The 15575-nt window shown below is 53.2% G+C and carries 15 protein-coding genes; 6 read left to right on the top strand and 9 right to left on the bottom strand.

Translation table 11 applies throughout. From position 1 onward, the window contains the following. Nucleotides 1–13 precede the first annotated feature (13 nt). Nucleotides 14–994, top strand: a complete 981-nt coding sequence (locus WC1_RS05005; RefSeq protein ID WP_016150970.1) for a type IV pilus twitching motility protein PilT — start codon at nt 14–16, stop codon at nt 992–994. Here the strand turns inward: WC1_RS05005 and ruvX are convergent. The 8 genes from ruvX to metK all read right to left on the bottom strand — a co-directional run bounded on the left by ruvX (nt 991) and on the right by metK (nt 8180). Next, nucleotides 991–1407, bottom strand: coding sequence for a Holliday junction resolvase RuvX (gene ruvX, locus WC1_RS05010; protein ID WP_003027087.1), 417 nt, complete (start codon nt 1405–1407; stop codon nt 991–993). The genes WC1_RS05005 and ruvX overlap by 4 nt on opposite strands. Further along, entirely contained in the window at nt 1407–1970 is a 564-nt protein-coding gene (locus WC1_RS05015; protein WP_003027086.1) for a YqgE/AlgH family protein, read from the bottom strand. The genes ruvX and WC1_RS05015 overlap by 1 nt, the downstream gene beginning before the upstream one ends. 111 nt (nt 1971–2081) lie before the next feature. Next, the gene (gene gshB, locus WC1_RS05020) at nt 2082–3029 is read right to left on the bottom strand and encodes a glutathione synthase (protein WP_003027083.1); all 948 of its coding nucleotides are present in this window, start codon (nt 3027–3029) and stop codon (nt 2082–2084) included. Nucleotides 3030–3048: 19 nt separating this feature from the next. After that, the gene (gene rsmE, locus WC1_RS05025; RefSeq protein ID WP_003027080.1) at nt 3049–3780 is read right to left on the bottom strand and encodes a 16S rRNA (uracil(1498)-N(3))-methyltransferase; all 732 of its coding nucleotides are present in this window, start codon (nt 3778–3780) and stop codon (nt 3049–3051) included. Between the two features lie 74 nt (nt 3781–3854). Then, nucleotides 3855–4562, bottom strand: a complete 708-nt coding sequence (endA, locus tag WC1_RS05030) for a deoxyribonuclease I (protein WP_016150969.1) — start codon at nt 4560–4562, stop codon at nt 3855–3857. Nucleotides 4563–4656: 94 nt separating this feature from the next. Next, the gene (locus WC1_RS05035) at nt 4657–5154 is read right to left on the bottom strand and encodes a SprT family zinc-dependent metalloprotease (protein WP_003846365.1); all 498 of its coding nucleotides are present in this window, start codon (nt 5152–5154) and stop codon (nt 4657–4659) included. 77 nt (nt 5155–5231) lie between these two features. Next, complete coding sequence (galP, locus tag WC1_RS05040; protein ID WP_016150968.1) at nt 5232–6626, bottom strand: galactose/proton symporter; 1395 nt, start codon at nt 6624–6626, stop codon at nt 5232–5234. 399 nt (nt 6627–7025) lie between these two features. Then, nucleotides 7026–8180 (bottom strand): methionine adenosyltransferase, encoded by a 1155-nt coding sequence (gene metK / locus WC1_RS05045; protein ID WP_003027071.1) that lies wholly within the window; start codon nt 8178–8180, stop codon nt 7026–7028. Nucleotides 8181–8598: 418 nt separating this feature from the next. Here metK and WC1_RS25085 point away from each other — a divergent pair, with 418 nt between their 5' ends. From WC1_RS25085 to speB, 4 genes are all read left to right on the top strand, one after another. Further along, nucleotides 8599–8736: a hypothetical protein gene (locus tag WC1_RS25085; RefSeq protein ID WP_269147429.1), complete on the top strand. Its 138-nt coding sequence runs from the start codon at nt 8599–8601 to the stop codon at nt 8734–8736. A gap of 91 nt (nt 8737–8827) precedes the next feature. Beyond that, nucleotides 8828–8959, top strand: coding sequence for an acid stress response protein YqgB (yqgB, locus tag WC1_RS24050; RefSeq protein WP_003027062.1), 132 nt, complete (start codon nt 8828–8830; stop codon nt 8957–8959). Nucleotides 8960–8967: 8 nt separating this feature from the next. Further along, nucleotides 8968–10944: a biosynthetic arginine decarboxylase gene (gene speA, locus WC1_RS05050; RefSeq protein ID WP_003027059.1), complete on the top strand. Its 1977-nt coding sequence runs from the start codon at nt 8968–8970 to the stop codon at nt 10942–10944. 237 nt (nt 10945–11181) lie between these two features. Further along, a complete protein-coding gene (gene speB / locus WC1_RS05055) occupies nt 11182–12102 on the top strand; it encodes an agmatinase (protein ID WP_016150967.1) in 921 nt (306 codons plus the stop codon). Between the two features lie 196 nt (nt 12103–12298). Here the strand turns inward: speB and WC1_RS05060 are convergent, their stop codons facing one another. Next, entirely contained in the window at nt 12299–13057 is a 759-nt protein-coding gene (locus WC1_RS05060; RefSeq protein ID WP_003027053.1) for a metalloprotease LoiP, read from the bottom strand. Between the two features lie 279 nt (nt 13058–13336). On the opposite strand from WC1_RS05060, the gene tkt reads away from it, so the two are divergent. Next, complete coding sequence (tkt, locus tag WC1_RS05065) at nt 13337–15328, top strand: transketolase (RefSeq protein ID WP_003027049.1); 1992 nt, start codon at nt 13337–13339, stop codon at nt 15326–15328. Nucleotides 15329–15575: the final 247 nt, after the last annotated feature.

Here is a 15575-nt window from a genome sequence, read left to right as displayed (position 1 = left end):
CGAGGATGTTCATATGAATATGGAAGAAATAGTGGCCCTTAGTGTAAAGCATAACGTGTCGGATCTACACCTGTGCAATGCATGGCCCGCGCGTTGGCGCAGGCGTGGAAAAGTCGAAAGCGCACCGTTTACCACGCCTGACGTAGAGAATCTGCTGATGTGCTGGCTCAGTGAGCAACAACAGGTACAGTTGCAGGAGCAAGGGCAGATTGATTTTGCCGTTACCCTGACGGACTCCCGGCGGCTGCGCGCCAGCGCATTTGTCCATCAGCAGGGAACCTCGCTGGCGCTAAGACTGCTACCGCTGGATTGTCCTCATTTAGACGATCTTCAGCCTCCCGCGGTCATACCTGAACTGCTTCACAGTGAAAATGGGTTGATTCTGGTGACAGGCGCTACCGGCAGCGGTAAATCTACGACCCTGGCGGCGATGGTGGAGTATCTTAATCAGCATATTGAGGGGCACATTCTGACGCTGGAAGATCCTATTGAATATCGCTACACCAGCCGACGTTGTCTGATTCAACAGCGGGAGGTGGGCGCACACTGCGCCTCTTTCGCCGCCGGTTTGCGCGGTGCGCTACGCGAAGATCCCGACGTTATTTTGCTGGGCGAGCTGCGCGACGTGGAAACCATTCGGCTGGCATTAACGGCGGCGGAAACCGGACATCTGGTGCTGGCAACGTTACATACGCGAGGTGCGGCGCAGGCCATCGCGCGGCTGGTGGATTCCTTTGCAGCAACAGAGAAAGATCCTGTGCGTAACCAACTGGCAGACAGCCTGCGGGCGGTTCTTTCGCAAAAACTGGAGGAGGATAAGCAGGGGGGACGCGTGGCGCTATTCGAACTACTCGTCAACACGCCCGCCGTGGGCAATTTGATCCGCGAAGGGAAAACGCATCAGCTACCCGGCGTGATTCAAACCGGGCAGCAGACAGGTATGCAGACATTTGCACAAAGTTTGCAGCAGCGACAGGCGCAGGGGCGGCTTTAATAGCCCTGCTCGAAATAGCTTTCCAGGATAATAACGGCAGAAGCGGAGTCCACTTTGCCTTTATTCAACGCCCGGTAACCGCCTTGCTCAAACAGGCCTGAGCGGGCTTCGACGGTGCTCAAACGTTCATCGTGCAGCGTTACGGTTACGCCAAAGCGACCATGAATGCGATTAGCGAATTTACGTGCGCGTGCGGTAAGGGGCTGCTCGGTGCCATCCATGTTGAGCGGCAGGCCGACAATGATTTCATCCGGTTGCCACTCTTTCAGCAGGCGTTCAATCAAATTCCAGTCTGGCGTACCGTCCTGTGCTTTGATGGCGGGCAATGGCCTGGCCGTACCGGTAATGCGCTGACCCACGGCGACGCCGATACTTTTCGTACCAAAATCAAAAGAGAGTAATGTTCCGTTCATCATGCGTGTCCCGCCACGCCGGGCATGGTCTGAATATCTATCCCGATAAGCTTCGCCGCATCGCGCCAGCGGTCGGCAATCGGCGTTTTGAATAAGATGTTGAGATCGGCAGGGGCCGTAAGCCAGGCGTTATCCAGTAACTCTTGTTCCAGTTGGCCCTTTTCCCATGATGAATAGCCTAATGCCACCAGCACCTCGGATGGTTGCTCCTGCGTGCCCAGAGTTTCTAATACATCGCGGGAGGTTGTGATGATGGTGTTATCAGAAATGCGAATACTGGATGCAAAGCGCGACGGTGGGGTATGAAGTATAAATCCACGGTCTTCTGCCAACGGGCCGCCGAGCATCACGGGCTTATCCAGACGAATGGCCGGATCGCGTTCTTCTGGAGTAATCTTCAGCTTTTCCAGAATCCCTTCAATTTGTAAGTTTTCCAGAGGCTTATTGACGATAATCCCCATTGCTCCGTTCTCATTGTGTTCGCAGATATACACCACGGAACGGCGGAAAATTGGATCCTGGAGAGCAGGCATGGCAATTAGAAAGTGATGCTGTAAATTCATTGTCAGAGGTTCTGTTTCCTGGTTCAAAAAAGCAACAGCGCCCAGTATGTGGGCAAACAGGAGCGCTGTCACTATTAGTATTGGTAGGGTCCCTTCTACCGGCGAGTTCTTTTATTTTTGCAGGCGCGCCTCAATGGCATCCATCAGCATACCGGTAATCGAAACCGGGAACTCCGCTTCAATTTCACGAATACAGGTTGGGCTGGTGACGTTAATTTCCGTCAGACGATCGCCAATGATATCCAGACCGACAAAAATCAAACCTTTCGCTTTCAGCGTTGGCCCAATGCGACGGGCAATTTCCCAGTCACTGTCGGTTAATGGACGCGGCTCGCCACGACCACCTGCGGCCAGGTTGCCACGGGTTTCGCCGCCCTGCGGAATACGCGCCAGGCAGTAAGGAACGGGTTCGCCATCGACCACCAGCACGCGTTTATCGCCGTCTTTAATGGCTGGCAGATAGTTCTGCGCCATGCAGTAGCGGGTACCGTGCTCGGTCAGCGTTTCCGCAATAACGCCAAGGTTCGGATCGCCTTCCTTCACGCGGAAAATAGAGGCCCCGCCCATGCCGTCCAGCGGTTTGAGAATGATGTCGCTGTGTTTTTGCCAGAAGGCTTTCAGCTGCGCTTTATTACGCGTGACCAGCGTTTCCGGCGTCAGATCGGCAAACCATGCGGTGAACAACTTTTCGTTGCAGTCGCGCAGGCTCTGCGGTTTGTTGACGATCAGCGTTCCTTTCTCTTCTGCACGTTCCAGAATATAGGTCGCGTAGATGAACTCGGTATCAAACGGCGGATCCTTACGCATCAGAATAACGTCCAGGTCTGCCAGCGGGAGATCCTGCTCGCTCTTGAACTCATACCATTTGTCGTAGTTCTGCTCTACGCTCAGGGTACGCGTATGGGCGCGGGCTTCGCCGTTGATCAGATAAAGATCGGCCATCTCCATATAATGAATTTCGTAACCGCGGCGTTGCGCTTCCAGCAGCATTGCGAAGCTGGAATCTTTCTTGATGTTGATGCTTGCGATGGGATCCATCACGATGCCGAGCTTGATCATGTTCTTCTCCGTTTATGCCTTAGCCCAGATCGCCAAAACGCACCTGAAGCGCGGTAATGGCGGTGAGCGCAGTTGTCTCAGTACGCAGAACGCGAGGTCCTAACAGAATATCAGTAAACTGATACCGTGCGGTCATGGCAATTTCATCTGCCGACAACCCACCTTCCGGGCCAATCAGCAAGCGGATACGCTCCACCGGGAGCGGCAGCGTGTTAATGCTGGCGCTGGCGCGAGGATGCAGATTGAGCTTCAGTCCTTCGTCCTGTTCTGCGCACCATGCTTCCAGATCCATTGCCGGGCGAATTTCAGGCACCCGATTACGACCGCACTGTTCGCAGGCGGCAATAGCGATTTTCTGCCACTGCTGGAGCTTCTTGTTCAGGCGTTCATTGTCCAGTTTAACGCCGCAACGCTCAGAAAAAAGTGGCGTAATGAGGCTTACACCCAGTTCAATCGATTTCTGGATAGTAAATTCCATTTTTTCACCGCGCGACATTACCTGGCCCAGGTGGATATGCAACGGTGATTCCCGATCGTCGAGTTCAGCGTTAAGCACCTTCACTTCCACACTTTTCTTACTGGCGTGGGTAATTTCGGCGTCGAATACCTGATTGCTGCCATCAAACAGCTGTAGCGGCTGGCCTGGCCCCATACGTAGTACGCGGCCGATATGGTTGGCAGCATCTTCACACAGTGAAATTTGGCTACCGGAAGCGAGTGGCTCTGGGTGATAAATGCGAGGAATGCGCATAGTTAAACATCCGCGTCATGGCCCTGGGCTGCAACAGGCCAGGGCATGGTTAAAAATATTGCCGCTAGTGTAGGTTAGCTCTTTTGCGCCTGGCAAGCGCGTTGCACATAGGGGTTATGATTCCCCTGTACCTTCGCGATGCGTTCGTCGCGCTCACACTCCCAGTCGGTGACCGGATACTGCTTATTCCAGGCATTAAAAAGCTGGGTTTGCTGGCGAGAGAGCGTCAGGTTGTATTGGTCGCGCATATAAAAATAGGTACGCGCGATGGCGCCACGGGCGCGGGCAGGCGGCTCGGCAACTTTCTCTTTGAAATCAACCTTCATCGCGCACTGTCCATACTGGCCTTCGCCACCGTTCCACTGGCTGTACATGAAGTTAGCGCGATCGCCATTCACTTCACCTACCGCAGGCTGCAGGTTATGCATATCGCTTTCCATTTTGCGATAGACCGGATCTTTAGCGCAGTTTTTACGCCCTCCGTCCTGCCAGCACTGGCGCTGATGACCAAACTGCCAGGCGGGGACAACGTGCTCCCATTCAATTCGACTGGCGCGGTTTTCGTTTTTTCGCACTTTATAGCCGCAGGATTCGAGGTCCACGACCCCTTTTTTGCCTTGCCAGTTAATTTTACAACCGCAGTAGAAATCGCCTGGCGCATCGGCGTTAACTTTGACGCCCGCCGCTTTTGCCTGAGAAAAACTGTTGATGCCTTCGGCTAAAGCCGGGCCTGAAAATGCTGCGGCTAACAGGGCTGCAGCAAAAGAAAAATTACGGTACATCACGAACTCCGTGTCAAAACGAGCCCGCAACGTAGCGAAAGTCATTCCTGTATGCAATCAGTTAGATCAGAAAAGTTCCTGATAATTCTGAAGATTATTCTGCAATCAGTGGTTCGCCGCAGTGAACGCAGCGGTAGGTGGCTTCGCCGCGTATCACGCGGTTATGGCGGCGTACGGTCAGTTGGTGTTCCTGACACTTGCAGCGGTAAGTAAAGGTCTTACGCTGCACGGATTGCAGTTCGAACTGATGCGTGCGTCGGGCTGGCACGCCCAGCACGCTTTCCATCATCCATTTCCACTCTTTGCCGTGCGGCGGCACGCGGCCAAAGTATTTCCACACCAGTAAATGCGCCAGTTCATGGGGCACCACTTCGTTAACGAACGCGTCAACGTTCTCAATCAGCAGGACGGGATTAAGGCGAATTTCATAGGTTTGTAGCCACGCGGTACCCGCGGCGGTTCCGCGCTGTTGGTAAACCAGCTTTGGCTCCGGGTAATTGCGTTCGAGCTTGAGGTTGGCCTGAGCGAGCTTTTCCCGCAGGCTGCGCATAACGGCTTGCTGGATGGCGATAGGGAGACGGGAGGTTTTCATAGCGCCAGAGGATAGTGCGACAGGGAAGGGACTGCAAGAGGAAGGCTTCCTCCCGCGGGGGAGGAAGCTTTTCGTGATTAGTCGTGTGCGCCAATTTCGCGCAGTTTACGACCTTTCATCAGGTTACGTTCAATGTGTTCCAGAGAGACATTTTTAGTTTCAGGTATCAGCCACAGGGTCAGGAAGATGAACAGGACGTTCAGACCACCGTAGACCCAGAAAGTATTGGCGCTGCCCAGCGAGTTCAGCATCGTCAGGAAGGTTGCACCGACGATCATATTGGCAATCCAGTTGGTTGCGGTAGAGCAGGTGATACCGAAATCGCGGCCTTTCAGCGGTTGGATTTCAGAGCACAGAACCCAAATCAGCGGACCGGCGCTCATGGCAAAGCCAACGATAAACATCAGCAGCATCAGTACAGCGAAGTATTGCGCGGCCGCCGAGTGAATACCCACGTGCATCATCGTACCCAGCACGCCCATACCGACGGCCATGACGATAAAGCCGAGGATCAGCGTAGGCTTGCGGCCCCAACGGTCAACCAGGCCAATGGCGATAAAGGTTGCCAGCACGTTGGTCAGACCGACGATAACAGTCCCCCACATCTGCTCGGTGGTGTTGGTGTAGCCCGCCAGCTCAAAGATTTTCGGTGCGTAATACATAATGACGTTCATCCCGGTGAACTGCTGCATCACCTGTAACAGGACGCCAAGGAATACCGCGCGGCGGAAGTTGCTGTTTTCTTTAAACAGCGCCCAGCCGCTCTGCTTCACCTGCAGACTTTCACGAATTTCATCCAGCTCGCGTTTGGCTTCTGCGCTGGTATCACGCAAACGCAACAGAACACGTTCAGCATCGACGAAACGACGTTTAGCAGCAAACCAGCGTGGGCTGTCCGGCAGGAAAATAACGCCAACCAGCAGTAGCAGGGCAGGGATGATGATCACGCCCAGCATCCAGCGCCATGCGCCGCTGTAGCTAAACGCCGTATCGGAAAGATACGCACCCAAAATACCGATGGTGATCATCAACTGATACATAGAGATCATGCTGCCACGAATTTTTTCCGGGGCAATTTCAGACAGGTAAAGCGGCGCGGTATAAGACGCAACGCCTACCGCAAGGCCGAGCAGCACGCGGGAAACTAACAGCACTTCAACGTTTGGTGCCGCGGCGGAGAAAAGTGAACCGGCAACAAACAGGATTGCGCCGATCATCAAACTCTTTTTACGCCCCAGTTTGAAGGAGAGCCAACCGCTGCCGACGGCACCCACGGCAGCACCAAACATCATCGAACTCACTACCCATTCCTGAGTGTGGGGGGTAATTTGGAACTCATCGGTGATGAAGGGTAAAGCACCGGCAATAACACCGATATCCAGGCCAAAAAGTAATCCAGCCAGGGCTGCAAGAAAGCAGACAAAAAATGTCATGGCTTTGTTGGAATGCCCCGTTTTTTTATTGTCAGGCATGATGCCCTCCGGTTGGGTAGCTAGTTTTGTTGATGTTAAGGGTAGGTGAGTACGGGGTAAAAAAATGAGAATCACATCACATTAGTGTAATCGGTTACACTGGCATTCACGTGGATTATCAATTATTTCATTGAAAAATAACGCTATTCATTTAGCGTGAATAAAGTTAATTGTCTGAATTTAAGACAATGCCGAAATATAATGTAACACTGATGCAATCATAGGGGCGAAGAGAAGTTAATTCAGTTTGGGTTGAGGTGCTGTGGTATGTAATCGCTTTCATTTGTTGTTTACAACAAGGGAGGTTAGCGTAGCTTTGGCTATGGGGTATGGAAGAGAAAAGGACATAAAAAAGACCAGCGCGAGGCTGGTCTTCATAAGCGTTGAACCGTGAGGGAATTACTTCAGACCGGCAGCTTCACGCAGCAGAGCGGCTTTGTCGGTTTTTTCCCATGGGAAATGTTCGCGCCCAAAGTGACCGTAAGCAGCGGTTTCTTTGTAAATCGGGTGCAGCAGATCCAGCATCTGAATCAGGCCATACGGGCGCAGGTCGAAGAACTCGCGCACCAGCAGGGTCAGTTGCTCAGAAGGCACTTTTTCAGTACCAAACGTTTCCACCATGATAGAGGTCGGTTCAGCCACGCCGATTGCATAGGAAACCTGAATCTCACAACGGTCAGCCAGACCAGCGGCAACAATGTTTTTCGCGACGTAACGGGCTGCATAGGCTGCGGAACGGTCAACTTTAGACGGATCCTTACCAGAGAATGCACCGCCGCCGTGACGCGCCATGCCGCCGTAGGTATCAACGATGATTTTACGACCTGTCAGTCCACAGTCGCCCATTGGACCGCCGATTACGAAACGACCGGTTGGGTTGATGAAGAACTTGGTCGAAGCAGTCAGCCATTCAGTCGGCAGTACCGGCTTGATGATCTCTTCCATAACGGCTTCTTGCAGCGATTTCTGATCGATGTCTTCAGAGTGCTGAGTCGACAGAACAACCGCATCAATACCGACGATTTTGCCGTCGTCATACTGGAAGGTAACCTGGCTTTTTGCATCCGGACGCAGCCAGGATAAAGTGCCGTTTTTACGCACTTCAGCCTGACGCTGCACCAGACGGTGAGCATAGGTAATTGGAGCTGGCATCAGCACGTCGGTTTCGTTGGTTGCATAACCAAACATCAGACCCTGGTCGCCTGCGCCCTGTTCCAGCGGATCGGCGCGGTCAACACCCTGGTTGATGTCCGGAGACTGTTTACCAATCGCGCTCAGTACCGCACAAGAGTTGGCGTCAAAGCCCATGTCGGAATGCACATAGCCAATTTCGCGAACCGTATTACGGGTGATCTCTTCGATATCAACCCATGCGCTGGTGGTGATCTCACCGCCAACTAAAACCATACCGGTTTTGACGTAGGTTTCGCAGGCAACGCGTGCTTTCGGATCCTGCTCGAGGATTGCGTCCAGTACGGCGTCAGAGATTTGGTCAGCGATTTTGTCAGGATGCCCTTCTGATACGGACTCGGACGTAAAAAGGTGTTTTGCCATATTTAATTTCACCTAAGGAGAATTTGGTTAGCTCAAACTGTCGAGTGGAATAGCCATGTGTAGAAGATTCTACCATGAGTCTGCAGATGACGGACACTGGCAGTCTGAGTGTTAATCGGTATAGATGGATTAACATCTGGACGGCTATTTTAGGACAGTTCTTCGCCTGATTTCCAGCTTTTTTTGATTGAGGTCGCATTGTACTGAAAATGTAACTGGAAATTTTTCCTGACGGTGCTGGCAATGCGCGCATTTATCTTTTGCTTTTTGACTTCCTTATGGGTATAAAACGCGGCGCGCGGCTCATACAAAAGCACACGACGTTTTCATCGTGTTGCCACTTCCAGCCGGGTTAAGACTTTAGCTTTGGCTTGTGGGTTCGTTCCGTAAGGAGCAACCGTGGAGGTGATACGAGATAATGAACCGTTGTATTCTGCTGAATCTGTCGCACCGTTCTGGTGTACATATGTTCCCCGCAATCTGCATCTTGCATACCTGCCGATGTTATACCCATCTCGGCGCTTCTCAGGACTCCAGGGCCGGTAACGGTCACTAAGAACTGAACAAGGGCGCTCTTGGTAAACAAGAGTTTTCTCGTGGTTTCGCCGAACCGTCAGCATTAAGTTCGGTTACGTGTTTACATTGATATGAAAAAGAAACCGGTCGCACAGTCGGAGCGTCAGCACTATCTGCTGCAAATTCTGCCTGTATTTGGGTTGTTATCGCGTCTTCGGATTGCGATAGTAGTCAACTGTTTTACACTTGTTAATAAAATTTGAGGTTCGCTATGTCTGACGACATTTCTTTGGGTTCGCCTTCGTCAGCAGGCGAACACGGTGTACTACGCTCCATGCAGGAGGTTGCAATGAGTTCCCAGGAAGCCAGCAAGATGCTGCGTACTTACAATATTGCCTGGTGGGGTAATAACTACTACGACGTCAATGAACTGGGCCACATCAGCGTGTGCCCGGATCCGGACGTACCCGAAGCGCGCGTTGACCTTGCTGAGTTGGTGAAAGCCCGTGAAGCGCAGGGCCAGCGTCTGCCTGCATTGTTCTGCTTCCCGCAGATCCTGCAACATCGTTTGCGTTCGATTAACGCCGCGTTTAAACGCGCCCGTGAATCCTACGGCTACAACGGTGACTATTTCCTCGTTTACCCGATCAAGGTCAACCAGCATCGTCGCGTGATTGAATCGCTGATCCACTCCGGCGAACCGCTGGGGCTGGAAGCTGGTTCCAAAGCTGAATTGATGGCCGTTCTGGCCCATGCCGGAATGACCCGTAGCGTGATCGTGTGTAACGGTTATAAAGACCGCGAATATATCCGTCTGGCGCTGATTGGCGAGAAGATGGGCCATAAGGTCTATCTGGTCATCGAGAAGATGTCTGAAATCGCTATCGTGCTGGATGAAGCTGAACGCCTGAATGTCGTTCCGCGTCTGGGCGTGCGTGCGCGTCTGGCGTCGCAGGGCTCTGGCAAGTGGCAGTCCTCCGGCGGTGAAAAATCAAAATTCGGCCTGGCGGCAAACCAGGTGCTGCAACTGGTAGAAATTCTGCGCGAGCGTGGTCGTCTGGACAGCATCCAGTTGCTGCACTTCCATCTCGGCTCCCAAATGGCGAACATTCGTGATATCGCCACCGGCGTACGTGAATCGGCGCGTTTCTACGTTGAGCTGCACAAGCTTGGCGTCAATATCCAGTGCTTCGACGTGGGCGGTGGTCTGGGCGTAGATTACGAAGGTACCCGTTCGCAGTCTGACTGTTCCGTAAACTACGGTTTGAACGAATACGCCAACAACATCATCTGGGCTATTGGCGACGCCTGTGAAGAACACGGTCTGCCGCATCCGACGGTAATCACCGAGTCTGGCCGCGCGGTAACCGCGCACCATACCGTGCTGGTATCTAACATTATCGGCGTTGAGCGTAGTGAACACACCGAAGCTACACCTCCGGCTGACGATGCGCCACGTGCCCTGCAAAGCATGTGGGAAACCTGGCAAGAGATGCATGAACCGGGAACCCGTCGTTCGCTGCGTGAATGGCTGCACGACAGCCAGATGGATCTGCACGATATTCACGTTGGGTACTCTTCAGGCACCTTTAGCCTGCAGGAGCGTGCGTGGGCAGAGCAGCTGTATCTGAACATGTGCCATGAAGTGCAGAAACAACTCGACCCGAGCAACCGTGCGCACCGTCCGATTATCGACGAGCTGCAGGAGCGTATGGCGGATAAGATTTACGTCAACTTCTCGCTGTTCCAGTCGATGCCGGATGCGTGGGGGATCGATCAGCTGTTCCCGGTAATGCCGCTGGAAGGGTTGAATCAGGTGCCTGAACGCCGTGCGGTGCTGTTGGATATCACCTGTGACTCTGATGGCGCTATCGACCACTACGTTGACGGTGATGGCATTGCGACCACCATGCCGATGCCGGAATACGACCCTGAGAACCCGCCGATGCTGGGCTTCTTTATGGTGGGTGCGTACCAGGAGATCCTCGGCAACATGCACAACTTGTTTGGTGATACCGAAGCGGTTGACGTGTTCGTCTTCCCTGACGGCAGCGTAGAAGTTGAGCTGTCCGACGAAGGGGATACCGTGGCGGATATGCTGCAATACGTGCAGCTGGATCCGAACACCCTGCTGACGCAGTTCCGTGACCAGGTGAAAAACACCGATCTGGACGCTGAGCTGCAACAGCAGTTCCTCGAAGAGTTTGAAGCCGGTCTGTACGGTTATACTTATCTGGAAGATGAGTAACGATAAATGCCAGGTGGTGCTGCGCTTACCGTTCCTACGAAAGTAGGCCGGATAAGGCGAAGCCGCCATCCGGCAGTCGGAATCCGCGGGGGCAGCATTTGTGGCACTCACTTGAATCCGTACAAAATAACGGCGATAATTTGCCGTAAATATGCAGTTACCAAATCAATCCCTTCCTCGTCGGGCTTAACGACGCGGAGGGGATTTTTTTTCATCGATTTTTAAAGAGGTCAGTACATGAGCACCTTAGGTCATCAATACGACAACTCCCTGGTTTCTAACGCCTTTGGTTTTTTACGTCTGCCGATGAACTTCATGCCGTACGATAGCGACGCCGACTGGGTGATCACCGGTGTACCGTTTGATATGGCAACGTCTGGTCGTGCGGGCGGGCGTCATGGTCCGGCGGCAATCCGTCAGGTGTCCACCAACCTGGCCTGGGAGCACAACCGCTTCCCGTGGAACTTCGATATGCGCGAGCGCCTGAACGTGGTGGACTGCGGCGATCTGGTTTATGCGTTCGGGGATGCGCGTGAAATGAGTGAAAAACTGCAGACGCATGCTGAGAAGCTGCTGTCTGCCGGTAAGCGCATGCTCTCCTTTGGCGGCGACCACTTCGTCACGCTGCCGCTGCTGCGCGCGCATGCCAAGCACTTTGGTAAAATGGCGCTGGTGCACTTTGATGCCCACACCGACACCTACGCTAACGGCTGCGAATTCGACCACGGCACCATGTTCTACACTGCGCCGAACGAAGGTCTGATCGATCCGAATCACTCTGTGCAGATCGGTATTCGTACCGAGTTCGACAAAGACAACGGCTTTACCGTGCTGGATGCGTGCCAGGTTAACGACCGCAGCGTTGATGACATTATCGCTCAGGTTAAGCAGATTGTCGGTGATATGCCGGTATACCTGACTTTTGATATCGACTGTCTGGACCCGGCGTTTGCACCAGGAACCGGTACGCCAGTGATCGGCGGTCTGACTTCCGATCGTGCTATTAAACTGGTACGTGGTCTGAAAGATCTGAACATCGTCGGGATGGATGTTGTTGAAGTGGCTCCGGCCTACGATCAGTCAGAGATCACCGCACTGGCGGCGGCAACGTTAGCATTAGAAATGCTCTATATCCAGGCGGCTAAGAAAGGCGAGTAACGGTTTCGGGCTATTTTACTCGCCATTTTGAACCCGGGCAGTGCTCGCCATCCTCACGTACTACGTGTACGCTCCGGTGGCTGCGCGCTGTCCGGTCCCAAACTGGCTTCGCCAATAACGCCCGATCATTGGACTAAATTTGTAATTCTGTAGGCCGGATAAGGCGTTCACGCCGCCATCCGGCACTGTTCGAAGATTATTTGATCCCGTCTGCGCTCATGCGATCGCGAATATGTTGCGCACGTTCTGCGGATGCCGGATGATCGTCAAACATTGAGCTTTGACGTCCTGCTTCCAGTTTTGCCAGTTTCTCAAAACTGGTGGCTAAGCCAGCCGGGTTGATCCCACGTTTGCGCAACAGATCATACGAGTAATCATCCGCCTCGGATTCCTGACGCTGGGAGAACTGCGAGTTCACCAGTTTCTCGCCAAGATCGCCCAATTGCGATTGCGACAGGCTGCCGACAATACCGCCAGCGGAAGCCGCAGCTGCGCGCACGGCGTTCGTACCCAGCGCAACCTGCATCCCTTTTTTCACGTGACCCAGCGCAACGTGACCCATTTCGTGGCCGATCACCGCTTCGACTTCGTTGTCGGTCATCATATCCATCAGGCCGCTGTATACGCGGATACAGCCGTTCGCCATGGCAAAGGCATTTACATCTTTCGCCATATAGACTTTGTAGTTCACCGGCTGGCCGTTAATGTTATCGCCAAGCGCGGCGGCGATTTTGCCAAGACGCGTTGCATACTCGCTGCCAGCCGGGGCGATGGTAGCTTTGCTGTCCATATCCTTACAGGCCTGATCGCTCAGCGCTTTTACCTGCGCATCGCTCAGACTGTAGGCCTGAAAAGCCTCTGCGCCTGAGGAAAGCAGTCCGTTTGAGTCCATGTTCTGGCAGCCGGTCAATGCCGCCGCCATGCTCGTAGCAAGCAGTAAAGCGCGAATTTTCATTTTTTCTCTTCCGCACAAAGTCAGGATTATTCTAAAAAATGCGTCGTTTGCAGGTGAACCGACGCTCGGCATAAGTATAAAGAAAAGAACAATAAGCGGGCGAGAAGATTGCGCAACTTGCGCGCATGATCCAGAGATTTCTGAAGCGGTAAAAGGATGCTCCATGTACATGACACGCGGCTTGGGTTACATTGTTGGCACTTTTTTCCGGCGTAGCCCAAAACGCGCTGTCGTCAAGTCGTTTAGGGCGTGGCCTTCATTATCCGATCTGGAGTCAAAATGTCCTCACGTAAAGAGCTTGCCAATGCTATTCGTGCGCTGAGCATGGACGCAGTACAGAAAGCCAAATCCGGTCACCCGGGTGCCCCGATGGGTATGGCTGACATTGCCGAAGTCCTGTGGCGTGATTTCCTGAACCACAACCCGACTAACCCGTCCTGGGCTGACCGTGACCGCTTCGTGCTGTCTAACGGCCACGGTTCAATGCTGATTTACAGCCTGCTGCACCTCACCGGCTATGATCTGCCGATGTCCGAGCTGCAGAACTTCCGTCAGCTGCACTCCAAAACGCCGGGTCACCCGGAAGTGGGTTACACCGCGGGTGTTGAAACCACGACCGGTCCTTTGGGTCAGGGCATTGCGAATGCAGTGGGTATGGCTATCGCTGAAAAAACGCTGGCGGCGCAGTTTAACCGTCCTGGTCACGACATCGTTGACCACTTCACCTATGCTTTCATGGGCGACGGCTGCATGATGGAAGGTATCTCTCACGAGGTATGTTCCCTGGCTGGTACGCTGAAACTGGGTAAACTGGTTGCGTTCTACGATGACAACGGCATCTCTATCGATGGCCACGTTGAAGGCTGGTTCACCGATGACACCGCGAAGCGTTTCGAAGCTTACGGCTGGCACGTGATTCGTGGTGTAGATGGTCACGATGCTGACGCGATTAAACGCGCTGTTGAAGAAGCACGCGCAGTGACCGACAAACCGTCCCTGCTGATGTGCAAAACCATCATCGGTTTCGGTTCTCCGAACAAAGCCGGTACCCACGACTCTCACGGTGCACCGCTGGGCGATGCAGAAATCGCACTGACCCGCGAACAGCTGGGCTGGAAATACGCGCCGTTCGAAATCCCGTCTGAAATCTACGCGCAGTGGGATGCGAAAGAAGCCGGCCAGGCAAAAGAAGCCGCATGGAACGAGAAGTTCGCTGCTTATGCCAAAGCTTTCCCGCAGGAAGCTGCTGAATTCACCCGTCGTATGAAAGGTGAAATGCCGTCTGACTTCGACGCGAAAGCCAACGAGTTCATTGCTAAGCTGCAGGCTAATCCGGCGAAAATCGCCAGCCGTAAAGCTTCTCAGAACGCGATTGAAGCCTTCGGTCCTCTGCTGCCTGAATTCCTCGGCGGCTCTGCTGACCTGGCACCGTCTAACCTGACTCTGTGGTCTGGTTCTAAGGCCATCAACGAAGATACTGCCGGTAACTACATCCATTACGGTGTACGTGAATTCGGTATGACCGCTATCGCAAACGGTATTTCCCTGCATGGTGGTTTCCTGCCGTACACCTCCACCTTCCTGATGTTCGTGGAATATGCCCGTAACGCGGTGCGTATGGCTGCGCTGATGAAACAGCGTCAGGTGATGGTCTATACTCACGACTCCATCGGTCTGGGTGAAGATGGCCCGACTCACCAGCCGGTAGAGCAGGTTGCTTCTCTGCGTGTGACCCCGAACATGAGCACATGGCGTCCGTGTGACCAGGTTGAATCCGCAGTAGCATGGAAATACGGTGTTGAGCGTCAGGACGGCCCGACCGCACTGATCCTCTCCCGTCAGAACCTGGCACAGCAGGAACGTACCGCAGAGCAACTGGCGAACATCGCTCGCGGTGGCTACGTGCTGAAAGATTGCGCGGGTCAGCCGGAGTTGATCTTCATCGCCACCGGTTCTGAAGTTGAACTTGCCGTGGCTGCCTGGGACAAACTGACCGCTGAAGGCGTGAAAGCGCGCGTGGTTTCCATGCCGTCTACCGATGCATTCGACAAGCAGGATGCGGCTTACCGTGAATCCGTACTGCCGAAAGCCGTCTCTGCTCGCGTCGCTATCGAAGCTGGCATTGCTGACTACTGGTTCAAATACGTTGGCCTGAACGGCGCTATTGTCGGTATGACTACCTTTGGTGAGTCTGCACCGGCGGAACTGCTGTTTGAAGAATTCGGCTTCACCGTAGACAACGTGGTCGCGAAAGCAAAAGAACTGCTGTAATTTCGATTACAGGTGAAAACGGGTCGCTCAGGCGGCCCGTTTTTAATTTAGCTGAATTTAATTCACATTGCGCAATCAGTAAATTTAGATCTGAATCACAAATATGATATTTAGTGTTATTTGGTATTTGCAATGCATATCACACAATTAGTGTTGCTTTTTATTTTTAATGACTCAATTCATTGTTTTTAAAGACTTCACAAAAAGACATTCCGCGCCATACGTATTTTCCCCCTTGATTGATTTC

The organism is Citrobacter sp. KTE30 (genome assembly GCF_000398825.1).
GTDB lineage: Bacteria > Pseudomonadota > Gammaproteobacteria > Enterobacterales > Enterobacteriaceae > Citrobacter > Citrobacter freundii.
Note: the sequence above shows the minus strand (reverse complement) of the source record. Positions and strands in the feature narration are given on the sequence as shown.